Source organism: Paraburkholderia sp. BR14312 (assembly GCF_040948675.1).
In the GTDB taxonomy this organism is placed as follows: domain Bacteria; phylum Pseudomonadota; class Gammaproteobacteria; order Burkholderiales; family Burkholderiaceae; genus Paraburkholderia; species Paraburkholderia nodosa_A.
This window is the reverse complement of the sequence record NZ_JBFPKI010000022.1, coordinates 23,254-43,512: the sequence shown is the minus strand read 5'-3', so window position 1 is coordinate 43,512 and position 20,259 is coordinate 23,254. Positions and strand designations below refer to the sequence as shown.

Sequence of the window (20,259 nt, the reverse complement as noted above, 5' to 3'; positions counted from 1 at the left end):
GATGAGCCTGCGCGTGAGCCAGCATGCCGACGCGCATTCAGTTCGTCAGCCGGTCTCTTCCTTTTCCTTTTGTTGCCGGGCGTAATTGAACGGCAGAAGGTCGGTTACATCTGCGTCCGGCACACGCTGCGGCGTTGCCGCAACCGGTGTAGCGCCAGCACGGCCTGCTGGGCCTCTGTCTTCACGGCGACGCGCTTGCAGAGCATCTGCGTGGCCATCCCGATCGCACGAGCGTCGGCGGCATCACTCTTGAGCGGAGTTGCAATGGAGGGCGCTGGTGGCGCAGTGACAAACCGTCAGGAAGCAACGCCGCAACGGTGGCGCTCTCGGAACTGAGGTTCGCGGCGGCACAGGCGCGGCGATCGGCGGACAAAGATGTCAGGAAATTCGTGTGCTGAGGCCGGTATGAAGTCTCAGCTGATGGCGGTGTTGAATCGCTCGCAGGATGGCGACCTGATTGACTGCTTGCCGGCAAGTGATAGGTGGCATATTTCCAATCCTTGTCGATGGTGCGCAAGGCCAAGCGCAGCAGTTTGGTGGCGGCTCTTTGTTCTTGACCGTTGCCTTCGCCGCAGATCTTCAGCCGAAGCTCGTCGAAATACACGATCGAAGCCATGACTCTCGGCGCGCCCGGGCGAGAGCGGCAGCATCCGATCCTCGCGATCCAGCGCCTGGATGGCTGTTTTCTCGTCGACGCAGAACACCACCGCGTGCAACGGCGGATTGAGGTACAGCCGGACCGCGTCGGCTGCCTTCGCCTCAAAGTCAGGAGGTGCTGGCCGAAGTCGCGCAGTGGCAACAACGTCCGCTCGAGGCGATGTGGCATCGGCGCAGCCACGCGGAAAGGAGATTCACGTGATCTGCGACAACGTGAGCTGCCACAAAACCGACGCTGTTCAAACATCTCTGGCTGACCACCCGAAGATCTCGATACATTACACGCCCACGTATTCGTCATGGCTGAATCAGGTCGAGAGCTGGTTTGCCCGCATCCAGCGCGACGTCATTGCGCGTTGCGTATTCACCAGCACCAAGGATCTCGACAAAAAGCTCGTGCGTTACATAGGTCAATAAGAGGTGGCCTCATTCGTTCGGACAGGATCCGCGAGTTTTTAAGTGGAATCGCAGAGGCAATCAAGCTGCCGATTTTATCGCTGGCAGCGTGGCGAAGTACGCTTCATCCGGTGTCTGATCGGCCAGCCGAGAATGAGGCCGATTCTGGTTATACCAGTTCAGGTAGTTGCCGATTGAGCGGCGAGCGTGGCTGACCGAGTCGTAGGCTTTCAGATAGTTGAGTAGCCCAGCGGAATCGCACCGCCAGGCCCTCCCAGAACTGTACGTGAGCCTCTCGACTCATACAGCTCCTATCGTCCAGCCGTGGCTCCGAGCGTCCAATGCGCGAAGAGGGTCGGGCGCTGCGTTTTAAGACGCCGCAACCAATCCCACGCCCGCAGTTTGTGCGTTCGGAGTTTCTTGTATTTGCGCTGGGCCCAACGCACAATGAACGAATCCAGTGTACGCAAAGCCCCGCGAAGCGCAGAAGGCCGGAACCGCCCGTAGTAGCGAACCCAGCCCAGAAGCACGGGCTGCGTCCATCGAGCGACTTCGGCAAGTTCAAGATCATTGCGACTGTGCAGCCGCCATCGACGCATTCGCAACCGCATCGACTTGGCCGCCTTGTCGCTTACCGCAGGAGCGAAGCTAACGAACAGTGTTCCAGATCGACTCATTGAACTCCGCGGCCGAAAGCAGTAGCCCAGGAAATCAAAGCGTTGCACCGGATAGCTGCCGCGTCGGTTGTCGTCCTTGCAGTAGACGATTTTCGTCTTCTCCGGGTGAAGCTGTAATTTGCAAGCCGCAAGCCGGGCATCGAGCTCCGCTCGTAATTGCCTAGCCTGCGCCTCGCTCTTGCAGTGGCAAATGACATCGTCGGCGTAACGCTCAAACAGGACGCCGGGATAGTTCCGTGACATCCATTGATCGAACGCGTAATGCAAGAACAGGTTAGCCAATATGGGACTGACAGCCCCGGCAACAACATAGCAAACTCGCGGGTAAGATGGGGCCTTCGCATATCGAGGGAGTGTCTGGCGCCATGGTCCAGAGAATGTCCTGCCAGTAATGCGGTTCTCGTGCTTGAGGCCGTTGCTCCCGCTAACCGGGAGCCCAGTCGATGACACGGGGACGACGCAAACACTGGCGAGTGCGTCTCGCTTTCGAGCCGAACCGCTATTCCAGCGAACAACTGGAGAAGGCCTACGACCAGCTCAGTCCGATTGATGCCCGAAGCACGAGGCGCGCATCGGAAGCAAGGCCAGCAACGGCGAAAGCTATGAAGCGAGGGAAACGATGAGCAACGTTGCCATGGTCGCGCTTTACGCGCGAGTGTCATCCGAGCAGCAAAGCAAACGCGGCACGATAGACAGCCAGATCGCCGCATTGAAGGAACGAATTCAGGCCGACGGGGCGCAGATTGTGGAGGACATGTGTTTCGTCGATGCTGGGGTGAGCGGTGCAACGCTGGTCAGGCCGCAATTGGAGCGCCTGCGCGACGCCGCCGCGCTCGGGACGGTCGATCGGCTGTACATCCTCGCGCCAGACCGCCTGGCGCGCAAATATGCGCACCAAGCCCTGCTGATGGAGGAATTCTCCTCGTGCGGCGTACAGGTCGTGTTTCTCAATCATGCAATTGGCACGACGCCGGAAGAATCACTGCTGCTGCAGATGCAGGGCATGATAGCGGAGTACGAGCGGGCAAAAATCGCAGAGCGTCACCGCCGCGGCAAGCTTCACGGTGCGAAACGCGGTACCGTCAATGTGCTATCAGGGGCGCCTTACGGCTACCGCTATATCCGAAGACAGCTCGACGGGACGCCAGCCCGGTACGTCATCGAACTGCCGCAAGCCGCCACGGTGAAAGCGATCTTCGAGTGGGTCGGGCTGGAGCGCCTGAGCCTCGGAGAAGTGATACGTCGGCTTGGCGAGGCCGGTACCGTGACGGCATCGGGCAAGCCGTACTGGGATCGCAGCGTGGTATGGGGCATCTTGCGTAATCCGGCGTACATGGGGCGGGCTGCGTTTGGCAAAACGCAGGCGTGCGATCATCAGGTGCGCGTGCGTGCCCAGCGTCACAGCGCCGACGTGCCCAGGAAACCGTATTCAGCGAAACGCGCGGACCGGCAGCAGTGGATCGAAATTCCGGTGCCGGCAATCGTCAGCGAAGCACTGTTCGAAATCGTTCAGGAGCAGCTTGCCGAGAACCGCAAGCTGGCACGCCAGCGCCGGGATAATGCGCCGCTTCGCCTGCTGCAGGGGCTCACTGTTTGTGGACAGTGCCGTTACGCCTACTACGCGAAGAAAGTGAGCAAGTCGGCGGCCAAGGGACATCAGCGAGACTATGCCTATTACCGCTGCGTTGGAACCGACGCCTACCGGTTCGGCGGCGAACGTATCTGCGACAACCTGCAGGTACGGACAGACAAGCTCGATGAGCTGGTATGGCATCAGGTTGTGGAATTGATCAGGCATCCAGATCGACTGAAAGAAGAGTATGAACGTCGACTCGACGTGATGGAGCGTAGCGAAAAGCGCGGCTTCGATACCGGCAGTCTGGAAAAGCAGCGGCTTCAGCTCGAAAAGAGCAAATCGCGACTGATCGACGGCTACTCCGACGGTATCATCGACAAGGCTGACTTCGAGCCAAGGATGCAGCAGTTGAAGAGTCGGCTCGAACAGATTGAACAGCAGATCCAGGAATCACGGCGCCACGGCGCGATGCAAAGCGAGCTGTTTCTCGTCATTAACCGGCTTGAGGAGTTTGCAGCCGCCGTCACTGAAAAGCTGGATGCGATTGATCTTGAAACGAAACGCAAGATCGTTCTGGGCCTGGTCAAGCGCGTAGAAATCCACAAGGACGAGATCGTCGTCGTGTTCCGTGTCGATCCGCAACCGCCGGTTCGCGGCAGCGAAAATTCGACCGACTCAGACGCAGGAGAGAAAAGTATGCAACATTGTAGGAGGCGTAATAACTGCCCCTTGCGGTGTCCCCCGATCCCGCATTACCAAGGCGCCATCGGGCATACAAACCGGTGCGACTAGCCATCTCTCAACGTATAGAAGCACCCACTTGCAGTTCGTATGCCGTCGCAGCGCGCGCATCAGAAGTTGATGGTCGATATTATCGAAGAAGCCTTTAATATCGAGATCCAGCACCCAGTCCGCGCGCCAGCAACGCTGACGCGCAACTGTGAGCGCCTGATGCGCTGAGCGGCCCGGTCGAAAACCATACGAATCATCATGGAACACTGGCTCCAGGATGGGTTCGAGATATCGCCGTACCACCATCTGCGCGATGCGATCTGACACGGTTGGTATTCCTAACGGCCTAGTCTTACCATCAGCCTTTGGAATTTCAACGCGCCGCACGGGAGGCGGAACATAACTTCCCGAGGACAGCCGGTTCCAGAGTCGATAGAGGTTATTACTCAGGTCCTCCTCAAGCTCGGCAACCGATTGACCATCGACGCCCGCCGCGCCGTGATTTGCCTTCACCCGCTTGAACGCTTCCCACACTTCGCGTTTGGAAATATCAAACGGCTTTGCCTTATCCATGCGAGTCCTCCCCTGGCGGGTTGCTCGCACGGTCAAGCCAGACGACGGCGTTCCTTCGGTCCAGCCCCATTACAGAGCCTTCAACCCTACTACGAACGCCTCCGCCCCTGTGCCCCGCATCGGTACTCTCACCCTTGCGGAGGCTATCCGCTTGGATTTCTCCCTTAGCATCGGGGCGACAGGTTCCTACGTTCCTTATCAAAGCCTGGATCAAGATCACGCCGCCTTCATGCCGGAAGCCAGTTGGGCAGTAAGCAGGTTAGCCCCCAACCTTTGGTGCGGGATAGAGATCCGGATCCCGGTTTCGACTCCAGTTCGTACGTTTCGACACGTCATCAGCGGTTCACTCGCGTTCGTCTTCCTGACCCTCACCTGACGGAGTCGAGCCCCGCCTTTTCCATCAACGCTCACCACGCGAGCTCTTAACTCGCGCAGCTTGTGGTGGTTTGAAGCCTGCTCCTGCAAGCCGACTCCGAGGGGCCCGCCCTCATCTTTGATAAAGCATCGCAACGGCCCGGACTTCGAACCATCGCGTTCGTAGCACACGACCTCTTCGTATTTGACGCTGCGCCACACCCGTTCAACGAACACGTTGTCACGCCAGGCACCCTTTCCATCCATGGACAGAAGAACGCTCCGGCTGAGCACCGCGTCGGTGAATTCGGTTGCGGTGAACTGGCTGCCTTGATCCCTGTTGACGATCTCAGGCAGGCCGTATTTCGCAAATGCTTCCTCCAGCGCCTCGACAGCATGGCAGCTCTCCAGCGTGATCGCCACCCGGTGTGCCAGCACCCGACGGCTCGCCCAGTCCACGACAGCCGTCAGATATACGAAGCCGCGCGCCATCGGGATATAGCTCGTATCGAGCGCCCAAACCTGATTGGCCCGGTCGATTTTCCGGTTGCGAAGCCTTAATGCCTTCGCGACGCAGCAGCCGTACCAGCATTCGCGCCCCCGCAAACGGATGCTCGAGGTGAAGCTCGTCAATCCGGCGCATCAAATTTCAGATCCGCTTCGTTGACCCCACGTGATTGGTAATAGGCGCTCGACCGGCTGATGCCTAACAGCCGCGCCTGCTGCGTCCACCGGCAGGGCGTGATCACGATCGATCATCGCTTTACGCCCAGCAGTCCCGCCTTGCTGAGCGCGCTTTCTAAAAAATCACCTTCACGTCGACTGGCGGTGCCGATGGCGCCGAGTTGCCCGTGTCGAACACATCGGCAACCCGCTCCTGCAGTTGCTTCTTCCAGTCCGTAATCTGGTTCGGATGGACATCAAACTGCTGGGCCAGCTCTGCCAGCGTCTTGTCCCCCTTGAGCGCTGCCAGGGCCACCTTTGCCTTGAACGCTGGTGAGTGGGTCCGTCGGTTTCGTTTCGTCATCTTCTGGTTCCTTGTTGCCGGCCATTATGGCCGACTCACGCCCCAGCTTTCCACTCAACGTACTGTCCGAATTCTCGAAGCCACCTCTATACAACAAGCAGGCGCTTCCATTGAAATGGAAGTACACCGACCCATCGCGGCGAATCCGGTGCAATTCAACACAACAACGCGACGAAATCGCCGCCGATGTTAAGCGGTTGGTTGTTACCACTTCTTTTGCCAGTCCTGACAAAAATGCCGGGAGTCGGAGGCAGAACCGCCGCCAGACCCTCGCCGAGGCCTTGCATTAACCATTCAATTCGGCAGGTCACTTGGCGACCCACCTGGCGTCGCACCAGTTTCCCGGCGTTCAGGCTCCTCTATCCGTGCCGAGCCCCCGTCCAAGCGCTGCAACAACGTGCTCGGCGACTTGCTTCTATCGACCCTCGTCGCCTTAGAGACCTATCTTACGGCCCTCTCTACGCACGCAAAGTCCAGCAGTCCAAGCGACAAAACCAAGCGCTCATTTCACTGGCACGGCGACGCTACGACGTCCTGTTCGCCATGCGACGGGACCTTTTCCGAACACAAGTCAGCCCTTAACGCTTGATGAACCGCATAGGGGGGCATCCCAACATGAAAACCAAGACATCGATCTACTGGCGACGCATCTTGTCGAGATCGAATAGATTCAGGGTTGACCCGCCCTGACTTGGGCCTACCGGCTTCTGCGGCACGACCGGGTCGTCGTCGTCCTTCATCAGGTTGTTGTCCTGACGATACGCGCCCTGCACACCTTGAATATAGTCGTAGCGGTTCGACGTGACAGCCTGCGCCTTATCCCGATCGTCTATGATGACCGGACGCAGGAATATCATCAGATTCGTCTTTTCGCGGCTCTTCTGCTCCGAACGGAACAGCTGGCCGATCCACGGCACGTCGCCTAGCAGCGGCACCTTGCTGTTGCCGTTCGCGTACCCATCTTTTATCAGGCCGCCGAGCACGATGATCTCGCCATCATCGGCCAGCACCGTCGACTGCACCGAGCGCTTGTTGATTGTCACGCCGCCCTGATTGTTCGTCGATGCCGAATCGACGGACGAAGCTTCGGCATAGATTTGCAGCTTTATGATGCCACCGTCGGTGATCTGCGGCTTCACGTGCAACACGATCCCGACATCCTGTCGATCGAACGTGTTGAATGCGGTCACGGACGTTGCGGCATTCGCGGTCGGCGTGGCGTATGAACCCGTCACTACAGGCACGTTCGAGCCAACGACGATCTTCGCCTCTTCGTTATTGAGCGCGATGAGGTTAGGTGTCGATAGGACGTTCGCGTCGCTCGACTGCGACAGCGCCTGCAACAGCCCCCCGAGACCGAACACGTCGCCGAAGCGGTGCAGCAGGCCTACGTTCAGGCCGTTGTTCAGCAGGTCCGCGCCCTTCGTCGCGAGCGCTGCGGCGGGGGCGTTCGCGATGATCGCCCCCTGCGCAGTCAGGTTCACGATGCCCTGGCTGCCGTTGGAATTGAAGTTGGAGCTGCCGTAGAGACCGTTGTTTCCACCATTCGAAAGCAGCGCACCCTGCCACTGGATGCCGAGGTTCGCGTTTGTCGTCGCCGACAGTTCGACGATTAACGCCTCGATATATATTTGCGCGCGGCGGACGTCAAGCTGATCGATCACGCTGCGCAGATTGCCGTAGACGGCGTCCGACGCGGTAATGATCAACGAATTCGTCTCCGGATCGGCCTGGATCATCCCGCCGGGCTGGTTCTCTTCACTGTCACCGCCTTCCTTTTCGCCAAGAAACGCCGCGTTGTTACCTTGACCGCCGTTGTTGCCGCCGCCTGCAAGTCCATTGCTTCCCATCGACGAGAATGACGAACCGCCCAAGGATCCGCCTGGCAGTGGGGGCTGGCCCGGCGTGCCCGCCGACGAGTCCATGTTTCCTTGGTTGAACGAGTTCGCGGCACCACCGCCCACTGTGGACATCAAATCATTGCCGCCCTTGCCGAGCATGCCGCGCAGCGTCTTCGCAAGACGCCCGGCATCCGCGCCCCGCAGTTGCACAACGTGGATGTTACCGGGCCGCCCGGTTGCCGCATCAAGCTGCTTCGCCAGCGACTTCGCCCCCGCGAGGCGCGCTGCGTTCGACGCTCGCAGCATTAGCGAATTCGTGCGCGGATCGGCCTGCACCAAGACTTTCAGCGTCGCATCCGTATTGCCGATCGACCCAAGGTCGAGCATCTTGGTCATCTGCGTCGCAACGTCGGTCGCATTCGCGTTCTTCAGTTCCACTACCTGCACCTGCTGGCCGGCCGCAGAATCGACGCCCGCGATGATCTGCGCAATGCGGCGGACGTTATCAGCGTAGTCCGTGACGACGATCGTATTATTCGATGGATAGGCCGCAACCATATTGCTCGGCGAGATGAGCGGACGCAGCACTGGCAGGAGGTTGTTCGCCGATTCGTTCCTGAGGCGAAAGATCTGGGTGACGACCTGATCGCCGTGTGCCGAAGGCGCATTTCCAATGTACGTCGGCACACCCTCCACTTTCGCGTCCGCTTCGGGCACGACCTTGAGCACACCGTGATCCTGCACCAGCGAGAAACCCTGCATTCGCAGCGCAGACTGCAGAGTTTTCAATGCTTGATCCTCGGAAACAGGGTGCTCAGAGACGAGATTCAGCCGCCCTTCGACGCGCGGGTCAACAATGATCGTCTTCCCTGTCGCCGCGCCGACCGCCTTGGCGACCTGATCGATGCCGGCATCGACGAAATTGAGCATCACATCTGCCTGCGCGGTATGGGCGGTAATCAATCCAGCCAGCAGTAATGCGGTTGCGATGCGACGTAAAGCCATACGGTTTGTTCTTGTTAGGTTAACAGTCTATGTGGATTTGCCGGCAGTTGAATCAACACGCACAGCGCATTTACGTTGTGGACAGCTGCCGCTTTGTTCGCAAGTCGTCGTCAAACTTCAGCAGGACCGCATGAGGGGAAACACGATCGCTACGCATGCAACGGTGGGAAGCAATCAGTTGCACGGCAGGCCATGGCCGCCACATTGCAGAAGAACGAACGGCGTGGCGATGAACAGCGACGTCAAGAGGCCTTGGCAGACCATGGAACAGCGCGCCCATCCGCCTCATCATCACGATGCAGTTGAGGCAGCCGAGCTGCTGAGCCGATTCCGACCACCAGCTCGGTGAACGAGGTGGTCAAATATCCTGACCGTCGCTACACGGAGCCGCCCTACGACGCAGATGGCGACTGCTATTGCGAGACCGCCTTAGCACACTTTGACCGGTTCGAAGTAGACAGGGCCATCCTTGCGAGGACACACGGACAATGGCAATCCAGCGCGGCCGCCGCATCACGCTCTCGAGCTCCAAGCTCGCGAACAAAAAAGGCATCGGAGGCGCGCTGAACTAGCTTGTCACGGGCCGCGACAACTCCGCGCACGCTGGATTCGACAGATCGCCGTGTGCCACCAGCGCAAACCCTGTGGCAATGCAATCCGCTTGGACGGCGTCCAACTCCGCGCTCGCACCTAGCCCCGTGGCAACGATGTACGAATCGTAACAGCGCGGGTTCGTTCCGTATAAGTCGCTATTTTTTTTGGATGCATCAAGCACATTTATGAGTCGCGATTTGTGCCAAAAGCGAGCTTACGTTGGCAAGGGCGGTTAGGTTAGGGAACTTAAGGAAAAGCCGAAATAGGTGATCACGGCCACCGGTATTCCATCCGCCGTTGGCGCAATAAGAGGTGTTAACAGAATGACTTTTGCTGGTGTCGCCAACATATGATGCAGCAGCGGAAAGCCTTGTGGATGGAAGCGAGTTGTTCGAAGCGGATGCGCGGTCGGCGGAAGTTGTGAAGCCGCGAGATGGTCCGCTCAACAACCCAGCGTGTTTTGCCTAGCCCACTACTATGTAGGCAGACCACGTCGAGCGATTTCGGTTGCAATGCCGGCAGCATGCAGTGGACGTCGATATTTGTCGTGGTCGTAGCCTCTGTCGCCCTGAACGAACCGAGGCTTTGATATGGTCTGCCATGCTTGGCCGGAAATGCCTCGACCAGCGCTTGAAGTTGAGTGACGTCATTGCGGTTCGCGACGGTCAGAATCACCGCGAGCGGGATACCCTGCGCTTCGGTGATGGGATGGTGCTTTGAACCGGGTCGCGCGCGGTCTGTGGGATTTGGTCCTGTTTTTGACCTGAGCCCACAGCGCGGATTGAACAGGAATCGACGATGACGCGAGGCCAGTCGATTTGCTCGGCTGCGCGCAATCGCCCAAGCAGCACCTCGTGCAAATGCTCCCACACGCCAGCGGCTTGCCAGTCACGCAGGCGCCGCCAGCAACGCATGCCGCTGCCGCACCCCATCTCTCGAGGTAGCAGGTCCCAACGCAGGCCTGTCTCTAAGACGAAGAGAATGCCGGTGAGCACCGCACGATTGTCGAGCGGCTTGCGCCCCGGATAACGGGTTCGCCGTGGTTTGAGAGGGGGCAGCAGCGGTTCGATGAGTGCCCACAGTTCGTCTATATGAGCGCCTCCCTTTGCACAAGGTCCGTATGTTCAATCCTGACAGGATGGGTTGCTGCTCTATATCCGGGCTTGTTGCAGCCTACGGCCGCGGCCCTCTATGAAATCCGCTGACTCGACCCTCATTCGTCAAGCGAGCTCGAGGCTCTACGAACTGTCCAGGTTGTCGGGTAAGCGCGCGCTGTTGCCAGCACGCGCTCCCCTAAGAACCGGACAGGCAAGTCACCTCGCATCCGGCTCAAGCCATGCTTCAGCACCATGGACTGGCACCGGGCAGCCTGACAGAACGTTTTGAAGCTCGACGACGAGCAAAGTAAGTCGTCCATTCCGGGTCGAACGGATCAGCTGGTCCACGGACCTTTGCATGGCGCGTAATCGCGACCGTTGAAGCACGAAAGAGCCAAGCATCGCCGCTGCTACTGGCGGCCAGCCCCCTCGTTGCAAAGTTCCAAGACCTTTGTCCGTTCGCGCGGAAGTAACGCTGCTTAACCCATCGTGCTCCCTTCGTGGGGTGTCTGCGTTTCGCCCACTTCCAGAGCAGGCGCCAGATGTGCGAGTCTATCAATGAGAAGGTTGCTTTCGCCACGATGTGACGATGGTACATGGCCCAGCCCCGTATGACAGGGTCGAGTTGTCGTATCAGCATCTCTTGCGTGACGCTCGCGTTACCCTTGATGATCTCCCGGACCTTGTCAAGCAGCGATTTAATACTCTTCTTCGCTGGCATGATCAGCAGCTTGCTGCCGTACTTGCGCACGTTCTGCCCAAGGAACTCGAATCCTTCCGATATGTGCGTGATTCGCGTTTTCTCCTCCGACAGTTCCAGCCCGCGATCCGCCATGAAACGTCGGATCGCGGGAAGAACGCAGGATTCGAGTACGTCTTTCGACGCACAGGTCGCCACGAAATCATCGGCGTACCGGATGACGTTGAGTTTGAATTTTTGGCGCGCGAGTGCCGTTGCACCGACACTCGCATAGACTGCCGCCTCCAACCCGTCTAACGCCATGTTCGCGACCACGGGCGAGACAGCCCCGGCAACAACATAGCAAACTCGCGGGTAAGATGGGGCCTTCGCATATCGAGGGAGTGTCTGGCGCCATGGTCCAGAGAATGTCCTGCCAGTAATGCGGTTCTCGTGCTTGAGGCCGTTGCTCCCGCTAACCGGGAGCCCAGTCGATGACACGGGGACGACGCAAACACTGGCGAGTGCGTCTCGCTTTCGAGCCGAACCGCTATTCCAGCGAACAACTGGAGAAGGCCTACGACCAGCTCAGTCCGATTGATGCCCGAAGCACGAGGCGCGCATCGGAAGCAAGGCCAGCAACGGCGAAAGCTATGAAGCGAGGGAAACGATGAGCAACGTTGCCATGGTCGCGCTTTACGCGCGAGTGTCATCCGAGCAGCAAAGCAAACGCGGCACGATAGACAGCCAGATCGCCGCATTGAAGGAACGAATTCAGGCCGACGGGGCGCAGATTGTGGAGGACATGTGTTTCGTCGATGCTGGGGTGAGCGGTGCAACGCTGGTCAGGCCGCAATTGGAGCGCCTGCGCGACGCCGCCGCGCTCGGGACGGTCGATCGGCTGTACATCCTCGCGCCAGACCGCCTGGCGCGCAAATATGCGCACCAAGCCCTGCTGATGGAGGAATTCTCCTCGTGCGGCGTACAGGTCGTGTTTCTCAATCATGCAATTGGCACGACGCCGGAAGAATCACTGCTGCTGCAGATGCAGGGCATGATAGCGGAGTACGAGCGGGCAAAAATCGCAGAGCGTCACCGCCGCGGCAAGCTTCACGGTGCGAAACGCGGTACCGTCAATGTGCTATCAGGGGCGCCTTACGGCTACCGCTATATCCGAAGACAGCTCGACGGGACGCCAGCCCGGTACGTCATCGAACTGCCGCAAGCCGCCACGGTGAAAGCGATCTTCGAGTGGGTCGGGCTGGAGCGCCTGAGCCTCGGAGAAGTGATACGTCGGCTTGGCGAGGCCGGTACCGTGACGGCATCGGGCAAGCCGTACTGGGATCGCAGCGTGGTATGGGGCATCTTGCGTAATCCGGCGTACATGGGGCGGGCTGCGTTTGGCAAAACGCAGGCGTGCGATCATCAGGTGCGCGTGCGTGCCCAGCGTCACAGCGCCGACGTGCCCAGGAAACCGTATTCAGCGAAACGCGCGGACCGGCAGCAGTGGATCGAAATTCCGGTGCCGGCAATCGTCAGCGAAGCACTGTTCGAAATCGTTCAGGAGCAGCTTGCCGAGAACCGCAAGCTGGCACGCCAGCGCCGGGATAATGCGCCGCTTCGCCTGCTGCAGGGGCTCACTGTTTGTGGACAGTGCCGTTACGCCTACTACGCGAAGAAAGTGAGCAAGTCGGCGGCCAAGGGACATCAGCGAGACTATGCCTATTACCGCTGCGTTGGAACCGACGCCTACCGGTTCGGCGGCGAACGTATCTGCGACAACCTGCAGGTACGGACAGACAAGCTCGATGAGCTGGTATGGCATCAGGTTGTGGAATTGATCAGGCATCCAGATCGACTGAAAGAAGAGTATGAACGTCGACTCGACGTGATGGAGCGTAGCGAAAAGCGCGGCTTCGATACCGGCAGTCTGGAAAAGCAGCGGCTTCAGCTCGAAAAGAGCAAATCGCGACTGATCGACGGCTACTCCGACGGTATCATCGACAAGGCTGACTTCGAGCCAAGGATGCAGCAGTTGAAGAGTCGGCTCGAACAGATTGAACAGCAGATCCAGGAATCACGGCGCCACGGCGCGATGCAAAGCGAGCTGTTTCTCGTCATTAACCGGCTTGAGGAGTTTGCAGCCGCCGTCACTGAAAAGCTGGATGCGATTGATCTTGAAACGAAACGCAAGATCGTTCTGGGCCTGGTCAAGCGCGTAGAAATCCACAAGGACGAGATCGTCGTCGTGTTCCGTGTCGATCCGCAACCGCCGGTTCGCGGCAGCGAAAATTCGACCGACTCAGACGCAGGAGAGAAAAGTATGCAACATTGTAGGAGGCGTAATGATTCCGCCCTGGGGTGTACCCGCCCGCGTCTCAAACAAGGATCCCTCATCGATATATCCGGCTTCAAGCCATCTGCGCAGAACCGTCTTATCCATCGGGATGTGCATCAGAAGCCAGGAGTGACTGAAGTTGTCGAAACAGCCGCGAATGTCACCCTCCAGAATCCACTCCGACGAGGTACGTCTTGCCAGAGTGATGAAGCACTGCTCGATGGCGTCGGCAGTCGAGCGCTCGGGCCGAAAGCCGTAGGAATTCGGGTCCGCCAATGTTTCCGCAATGGGTTCCAGTGCGAGTTTCCATAAAGCCTGCATCGCACGGCACCGCATACATGGAATTCCTAACGGACGCTTCTTTCCATTACTCTTGGGGATGTAAACACGTCGCAATGGCATCGCGCGATAGCCTCGATGACGCAGTGACAACATCCCATTCCATCTGGCCGCCGGAGATAGCCAAATCCTGCCGTCCACCCCCGGCGTTCTCTTGCCGCGATTTTCCGTCACTCGCCTGACGGCCAACATCTTGCCGTTGTGCGAGCGGGTCAGCAGACGTTGCAAGGCTTTCGCCTTGCCCCATCGACCTTCCCGAACTGCCTTGGCGATACGCATCTGAAGCCGCTTCACCTCCGCCTCGATGTGTGACCAGTTCGCCTGGTCCCACTGTCGTGCGGCGTGCGAGGGCGCACCAGTGTCCGACACCATCGCGTCGTTCTCCGTCATCTGCCTTCCCTCGTGCAACGGTTAATCAAGATTCTCTCGCCATGAATGACCGCGCGGAAGTCTGCCCGCTTTCGCGTCGGGCAATGTCGCAGCCCGTATCCCGGCCATTACAGCCAGGCATTCGCTTTCTCCGCATTCCTTTACCCACCGCGCCAACAGCGTTCCTTACGGTTCGCCTGCCGTTAACCGGCAGCGCGATGGGCTTACCCTGTTCCGCGTGTATCTCCGGATGGTGCGGACCCGTCCTATGCGCCGGCGGCGTTCTGTCCATGATGGTCCATCACCAGAAGACCATACCTTGCCGCGTACCTTTTGGTGCAAGCCTCTCAGCACGTTTGGCTTGTTCCGTATAACAGCGCCTTCCAGACGTTCACGTGTGTTGGTCGTACCCATCCATCCCTTGCGCCTCTCCGCCTTCGTGCTGGCAGATTCCGCCTCACCTCACGGCTCGGCGTACCGCGTGACCGGTGGCTACGTTGTCCCCGAAGCTTCACACCGAGCCGTTACCAGCTCCGCATGTCCGGGTAGGGAACAGTTGATGGAACAGCCGGTTTCATCAGGTCATGCAGCCCCCGTGAAACAGAGATACATGCGACTTTGCAGGTCGCACTGGCGAGTCCCGGTCCGACATGTTTTGCCATCACTCTCAAGTGCCAGCGCAACCTTTTGACGTCCCATCCTCCGACTACAGAGCTGATTTCATGTGCGTTCGAAAATCGCTCAAACTGGCCTGGCGCTCACATATCCACTCCGATAGGAACAACCATGTGCGAGGATGGCCAAAATGGTACGGGCCATCTTGTCCGCCAGTGCAACGATCTCGACGTTCAGTGGCCGGCGCTTCTTCATCTGCTCGATTGCGCGGTTTGCGAAGTACGCGAGAAACTCCGCCCGTTTGATCGGCTTGTTGACGATTTCGCCGGTCTCTTCGTCCACGTGGTGTACCTGAAAGACTTTTTTTGCGATATCGACACCAACTGGCATAGGCTTCACCCGTCAGCATTGGTGAAGCTCAATACTCAGTCCATTCGCTCCGCCGCGTGAACTCCTCCCCCCCGCCGGGCCACCATTGGAGGGTAAAACTCTCTAAAGGGTTTTCCGCATCCTGCCACGTGCATTCCTTATCCGAAGCAGCAGCCAACACCGCCGCCCCGACCAGCGCAGCGACCATCAGAGCACCACACAGCACCCTCTTTAGCTTCTTCATAACTGCCCCCGTCGGTCAACGTTAATATCCCTAATGGTCTTCGTTTCATATCACTCTCCGTACTGCCCACCAAATCACATACATTACGCGATTCTTCCTGCAACCGACAGGGAAACGAATCAAATATACCTACGTCAATCGGAGTCGCCACTGATCCGCACATTCATTCCGGCCCAAAGCAACTGGAATATTCCGCACATTCCCCGCAGCTTGAGGCCCGGCAGACGTTCAACGCCTCGGTCCCGCAAAGTTCCTTGTAGAGAAACTTCTTCCACCTCATGCCGTGAACGTTCTTTTCAGCAAGCGCCGGAAACCAGTACTCGAGAAGCGCCGACAATTCGCCGCGCGAAGAAAGGCGCAACTCCTGCCACAGATGTTTTTTGCCTGCGCAAGCGTAGACCAGCGCGTGAGAAATGCAATTGATCTCGGTCGTTGTGCCTGCCCCCGGATTGGCGTGTGTCTTTAACAACATTACAAGATCGATGTCGTCATAAGACGGTCCTAGCTGTGAATCTGCAGCCGACGCGCCAAAGTAAAGACCCAGAGAACTCTCGGCATCAGGGAACCAGCGAGCAAGCATCCAGTGTGTCTCCGCTGCATCCAGTCCGGGGATAGGCAATCTTTCCGTACCGCCTTCGTCGAGCGCCGCCGCGAGCACACCGGCGACCGCAAGCACCGTCAAGTCGTCCGGGCTTTCCGCATGGCGCATTAACACCGCGTAGTAATCCATAGGAATTCTCGCTTGCTCACACTTGAGCCGCAGCATGTGTGTAGCACCCTTTCGGGCATATCTTCGCACATGCCGTGCAGCCAACGCAGAGACCTCGATGCGCAATTGTCATGACCTTCTTTTCATGCTCGTCCTCCTCTTCATCGTCATCATCCAGTGGAACATGATCGCCAGCTTCATCGATGCCTAACAGTTGAAGTACGCCGCGAGAACAAACCCGGAAGCATCGCCCGCAACCGATGCACTTTTGTTCGTCGAGTGAATCAACAAAGTGAGGTATCCAAGCCTCTCCGCTTGGGAGTATCACACTAAAAGGATGGCTCATTTGAAGGTCCGGAGTTTAATCGGAAGCCGAAACTGCGGTCTGACGTGCCTGCATCAACGCCGCATGCGCGTCGTGACAGCGTTGCGCGACTACCATTATCTGCTCCCAACCCGTTGGTAGATCTTCTGACAGATCATGCAGATCCATCTTGGCCTGCGTGGCCAACGCGTTGAGTTTTTTCAGGCGCGTCTTAAGTTCCCGCGAGTCGTTGCACATCATGTCCTCCTTATCGGACGACGCACTACAGGCGTCACTGGCAACAAGAACCGTCATACTAGGGAGATCGGTTTTAGCCAGGGGGCAACTCGTCATCCCCCGCAAAATCGTACGATGTGCCACGTTCCCTGGTGAGCTTCTTGCGCAACCACGGAGGCGGCGTGCCTTTCAGAACCCTGCTCAGCTTGATTAGAATCTCTTCGATCGGCAATGGCTGCGGCACCTTCACTGGATGGACCTTAAGCGCTACTACGCGCGCAGCCGCCGTACCGCCTATGGCCGCGACATACAAGATCGCGCAGTCGCGGATCACTTCGAGCTTCGGCGCAAGTTTCTCATCATCACCGTCCTGCATCAGCTTGTCGCCGAAATCAAAAATCTGTAAAAGTGAATGTCCTTCCGTCGTCACGTCGTATACCGCAATGCCTTTCGCCCAGCCAAAATGAGCGTCGACGTGCACTTTGTCCTGTGTCGCAAAGGCGATCTTCATGCGCTGGTCTCCTCATCAAGTTCAAGTTACGGCATGTAACACCCTTCTCTTAAACCTAACCCTGAACCGAAACATCAAGGCCGCCCGATGATTGCGCCAGTTTCCAGTCGCCGGGATGAGGTTGCGAGATCCTCTCGAACATAAGATTGGCAATCTCGAAAATAAGATTCATTGTGCCGCGATAACCTATCTGGCAACGATGGGCGTTGCCGACGCGGTCAAACACCGGAAAGCCCGCGCGCATCAGCGGCTTTCCGAGGCGACCTGCCATCTGCCTGCCGTGCGAATGCGTGATCAGCAGGTCGCAGTTACTCGCGCCTCGTTCCATGTCCTCCAAGTCCCCCAATATGACTTCGCTTGCCGGCAACAGCGCATGCGATGCCGAAGCAGTGGTACTGATGCAAACAGATAGTTCCGCACCCATTTCACGGAGCAGCGAACCGATCGAAAGCAGCATGTCCGGCTCCGCACCAATCGCCACTTTTAGACCACCCGTGTAAAAATGGCTGTCGAGCATCGCATCCAGTAGTTGGCTGCGCTGCCGGCGATACCGGGCCGGGACTGCACGCCCCGAAAGTTGTGCAAGACGTTGCAAGAACCGGTCGTTCGGCTCCAGCCCCGTTAGCCGCTCGAGGATCTCGAACGGCACGCCGGCAATTGCTTCGAGCGTCTCGGCGGCGTCGCGCGTTTGCTCACCAACGCCAATTGTGAATGACGACGCCCCCGCCGCACGGATCTGATCAATCGTCGTTCCGCCCAGCGTCGTCCCACGCCACGCAGAATCAAGGTGGCCGTCGAGGGAGCCGGAAACATCTGGAAGCACAATCGGCTCCAGCCCGAATGCGCAAATAATCTCCCGAAGCTCGTCGATGTCACCAGGCGATAGATGACTGCCCGGCACCAGATTGATCTGCTGAGGTATCGTCGGCAACGGCTTCACCAGTGTCTCGACGATCGCGGTCACCGCGCGCCTGTAGCCGTCCTCAAAGGCACCAATATAGTCCGGTGTCGATACGAGGATGAGTTCAGTATCGTCCAGTTCGCGCTTACGTTTTCGCACCATCGCAAGGTGCCCCTCCACATCTTCGCCGTTCGTCTCAGTCAGGCCAGTCGTGCAGAGCACAATGATCTTAGGCGCCGCGCGCTTGCGAATGTTCAGCAGCGCTGTCTCTACGTTCTCGTATCCGCCGAGAATCGTGGTGACCTCGCTCATCGCCGTTGTTTGCAGCGGAATGGCTTCTTTGAAATGGCGCACCAGTAGTACGAGCGCGAACGACGTACAGCCCTGCGAGCCGTGCATTACCGGCATGCATGCGTCAAGCCCCATGGCTGCATACGTCGCGCCGAGCGGTTGACTCATTCTTAGGGGATTAACGGTACAGGCTTTTTCTGACTCGACGACTATCGCCATGATATGTGCTCCACTCCGAAACTCAACTCGATAACGCCGCGCGGAGGTTCCAATCGTATGCCTCACCGTCTGCGCCCCGCGGAATCGGATTGATGTGCGTGGAAGACTTAAGAATCCCCTCGCGATGCACTACCTCTTCGTCGTCCCACGGCGCAGGAATACGCACCTGCTGCCAGACTGGGTTCTGGATTGCGCGGTCGATCTCCTGCACCAATTTAACAATGCCCTCGTAGCCAGCGTACGGATGGTGTCGCTCCTGATTCACGTCGAGCCAGGGCATGCGCGCCTTAAGCGCGACAAACTGCGAGCGCCCGCCAGACAGCATGATGTCCGCCTTCGCATCCCGGAGCATGTTGTACATCTCGCGCGCCGTCAAATTGTCGACCATGCGCGTGTCATTGCCCATGATCTCCTTGATTCTTTCCTTATCCCCATCCGTACTTTTCTTCACACTAGTGCCGACGATCTCGAGCCCGGCCTCCTGCAGCGCCGCGACCACTGACCATGACTTCACGCCGCCCGTGATGAGCAGCACACGTTTGCCATCGAGCCGCTGCCTGTACGGGGCAACGCGCCCCCATACGCGCGCCTCTTCTGCCTTGACAAGGTGCTCGGTGCGCACGATAAGATCGTCCGGCGCACCCTGCTCCACCAGTAGCCTCGCGACCCCGCGCAGCGTGTCGCTCGTGTCGCCAATTCCGTAGAATGAACCCTCGAGGTATGGAATACCGTAGCGCTTCTGCATTTTTGTCGCAACGTTGAGCATGGACTTGGAGCACACCACCAGGTTGACCTTCGCGCGGTGTGCGCTCGCGATCTCGCTGTAGCGGCCGTCTCCCGAGATGCAGGACAGGAGCCGGATGCCGAGCGCCTCGAACAACGGCTTTATCTGCCACAACTCGCCCGAGAGGTTATATTCACCGATAAGATTAATATCGAATGGTGTCTTGTACGCCGGCTCGCGCGTGCCGATGACGTAATCGAGGATCGTCTCCCCTGCGAGCTTGTTGCCGAAGTTTTTGGATCCTGCGAAGCCGGGCGCATTCACCGGTATGATGGGCTTACCGAACTTTGCCGACGCGTGCCTGCATACGGCGTCTATATCATCGCCGATCAATGCGGTCACGCACGTCTGATAGACGAACACGGCAGGCGGATCGTACTTTTCAAAAATTTCACGCAGACTCCTGAAAAGCCGCCTCTCACCGCCGTAAATTACATCGAGTTCATTGATATCGGTTGTGAACGCGGTGCGGTAGAGAGTCGGCCCAGACGATGCCGAATGGCGGTTGTCCCAAGAGTTTCCTTCACATGCAATAGGCCCGTGCACCAAGTGTGCAACGTCGACCACGGGCTGCAATGCGATCCGCGCGCCGTCGAATGCGCATCCGCCAGCGGCCGCCCCCGGCGAAACCTGCTTCGAACAGCCTTGCTTGCGCTCCTTTTCGCTCTTCGCGAGGTTCTTTGCGCAACCCGGTTCGTTGAAGATCTCGACAGCGCTCGTCTTTAGCCACATCGTAGAGTCCTGACAATAGAAGTCCACGACTACAGGCAAATTGCGTACCACCATCGTAGCCCAAGCTAACAGTCATAGTGACGCTATGC

The 20,259-nt window shown here is 58.3% G+C and carries 12 protein-coding genes and 9 pseudogenes; 4 read left to right on the top strand and 17 right to left on the bottom strand.

Translation table 11 applies throughout. The features are described 5' to 3' along the window. Positions 1-131: 131 nt before the first annotated feature. Both AB3X98_RS39090 and AB3X98_RS39085 read right to left on the bottom strand, forming a co-directional pair. Positions 132-251 (bottom strand): annotated as a pseudogene (locus tag AB3X98_RS39090) (IS110 family transposase); the annotation flags it as partial. 378 nt (positions 252-629) lie between these two features. After that, positions 630-746, bottom strand: a pseudogene (locus AB3X98_RS39085) (IS630 family transposase); the annotation flags it as partial. Between the two features lie 70 nt (positions 747-816). Here AB3X98_RS39085 and AB3X98_RS39080 point away from each other — a divergent pair. Beyond that, positions 817-1,074 (top strand): annotated as a pseudogene (locus AB3X98_RS39080) (transposase); the annotation flags it as partial. Between the two features lie 60 nt (positions 1,075-1,134). Here the strand turns inward: AB3X98_RS39080 and AB3X98_RS39075 are convergent. Beyond that, a pseudogene (locus tag AB3X98_RS39075) lies at positions 1,135-1,296 on the bottom strand (integrase core domain-containing protein); the annotation flags it as partial. 68 nt (positions 1,297-1,364) lie between these two features. After that, positions 1,365-2,180 (bottom strand): reverse transcriptase domain-containing protein, encoded by an 816-nt coding sequence (locus tag AB3X98_RS39070; RefSeq protein ID WP_368605770.1) that lies wholly within the window; start codon positions 2,178-2,180, stop codon positions 1,365-1,367. Between the two features lie 169 nt (positions 2,181-2,349). Between AB3X98_RS39070 and AB3X98_RS39065 the strand changes: the two genes are divergently transcribed. Continuing rightward, positions 2,350-4,098 carry a recombinase family protein gene (locus tag AB3X98_RS39065; RefSeq protein WP_368605771.1) on the top strand — a complete coding sequence of 583 codons (1,749 nt, stop codon included), beginning with the start codon at positions 2,350-2,352 and terminating at the stop codon, positions 4,096-4,098. Here AB3X98_RS39065 and AB3X98_RS39060 read toward each other — a convergent pair. Beyond that, a complete protein-coding gene (locus AB3X98_RS39060; RefSeq protein WP_368605772.1) occupies positions 3,982-4,611 on the bottom strand; it encodes a reverse transcriptase domain-containing protein in 630 nt (209 codons plus the stop codon). The genes AB3X98_RS39065 and AB3X98_RS39060 overlap by 117 nt on opposite strands. A 546-nt stretch (positions 4,612-5,157) precedes the next feature. After that, positions 5,158-5,992: pseudogene (locus tag AB3X98_RS39055) on the bottom strand (DDE-type integrase/transposase/recombinase); the annotation flags it as partial. Between the two features lie 161 nt (positions 5,993-6,153). Between AB3X98_RS39055 and AB3X98_RS39050 the strand changes: the two are divergent. Continuing rightward, a pseudogene (locus AB3X98_RS39050) lies at positions 6,154-6,574 on the top strand (transposase); the annotation flags it as partial. 53 nt (positions 6,575-6,627) lie between these two features. Here the strand turns inward: AB3X98_RS39050 and gspD are convergent. The 3 genes and pseudogenes from gspD to AB3X98_RS39035 form a co-directional block, all read right to left on the bottom strand. Beyond that, on the bottom strand, positions 6,628-8,838 hold the full coding sequence (gspD, locus tag AB3X98_RS39045; protein WP_368605773.1) for a type II secretion system secretin GspD: 2,211 nt from the start codon (positions 8,836-8,838) through the stop codon (positions 6,628-6,630). Between the two features lie 909 nt (positions 8,839-9,747). Beyond that, positions 9,748-10,523: pseudogene (locus tag AB3X98_RS39040) on the bottom strand (IS5 family transposase). A 250-nt stretch (positions 10,524-10,773) separates the two neighbouring features. Continuing rightward, the gene (locus AB3X98_RS39035; protein ID WP_368610419.1) at positions 10,774-11,544 is read right to left on the bottom strand and encodes a group II intron maturase-specific domain-containing protein; all 771 of its coding nucleotides are present in this window, start codon (positions 11,542-11,544) and stop codon (positions 10,774-10,776) included. A gap of 334 nt (positions 11,545-11,878) precedes the next feature. On the opposite strand from AB3X98_RS39035, the pseudogene AB3X98_RS39030 reads away from it, so the two are divergent. Beyond that, positions 11,879-13,027, top strand: a pseudogene (locus AB3X98_RS39030) (recombinase family protein); the annotation flags it as partial. A gap of 483 nt (positions 13,028-13,510) precedes the next feature. Here the strand turns inward: AB3X98_RS39030 and AB3X98_RS39025 are convergent. The 8 genes and pseudogenes from AB3X98_RS39025 to nifE form a co-directional block, all read right to left on the bottom strand. Then, positions 13,511-14,257, bottom strand: a complete 747-nt coding sequence (locus AB3X98_RS39025; RefSeq protein WP_368610421.1) for a reverse transcriptase N-terminal domain-containing protein — start codon at positions 14,255-14,257, stop codon at positions 13,511-13,513. An 876-nt stretch (positions 14,258-15,133) separates the two neighbouring features. Then, positions 15,134-15,259: pseudogene (locus AB3X98_RS39020) on the bottom strand (IS110 family transposase); the annotation flags it as partial. A gap of 386 nt (positions 15,260-15,645) precedes the next feature. Then, positions 15,646-16,212, bottom strand: a complete 567-nt coding sequence (locus tag AB3X98_RS39015; protein ID WP_069268350.1) for a nitrogen fixation protein NifQ — start codon at positions 16,210-16,212, stop codon at positions 15,646-15,648. 16 nt (positions 16,213-16,228) lie between these two features. Then, complete coding sequence (gene fdxB, locus AB3X98_RS39010) at positions 16,229-16,537, bottom strand: ferredoxin III, nif-specific (protein WP_083245591.1); 309 nt, start codon at positions 16,535-16,537, stop codon at positions 16,229-16,231. A gap of 15 nt (positions 16,538-16,552) precedes the next feature. Next, on the bottom strand, positions 16,553-16,753 hold the full coding sequence (locus AB3X98_RS39005; RefSeq protein WP_069268349.1) for a CCE_0567 family metalloprotein: 201 nt from the start codon (positions 16,751-16,753) through the stop codon (positions 16,553-16,555). A 73-nt stretch (positions 16,754-16,826) separates the two neighbouring features. Next, on the bottom strand, positions 16,827-17,243 hold the full coding sequence (gene nifX / locus AB3X98_RS39000; protein ID WP_069268340.1) for a nitrogen fixation protein NifX: 417 nt from the start codon (positions 17,241-17,243) through the stop codon (positions 16,827-16,829). Positions 17,244-17,298: 55 nt separating this feature from the next. After that, a complete protein-coding gene (gene nifN / locus AB3X98_RS38995) occupies positions 17,299-18,654 on the bottom strand; it encodes a nitrogenase iron-molybdenum cofactor biosynthesis protein NifN (RefSeq protein ID WP_368605776.1) in 1,356 nt (451 codons plus the stop codon). 22 nt (positions 18,655-18,676) lie between these two features. Beyond that, entirely contained in the window at positions 18,677-20,170 is a 1,494-nt protein-coding gene (nifE, locus tag AB3X98_RS38990) for a nitrogenase iron-molybdenum cofactor biosynthesis protein NifE (RefSeq protein WP_368605777.1), read from the bottom strand. Positions 20,171-20,259 lie beyond the last annotated feature (89 nt).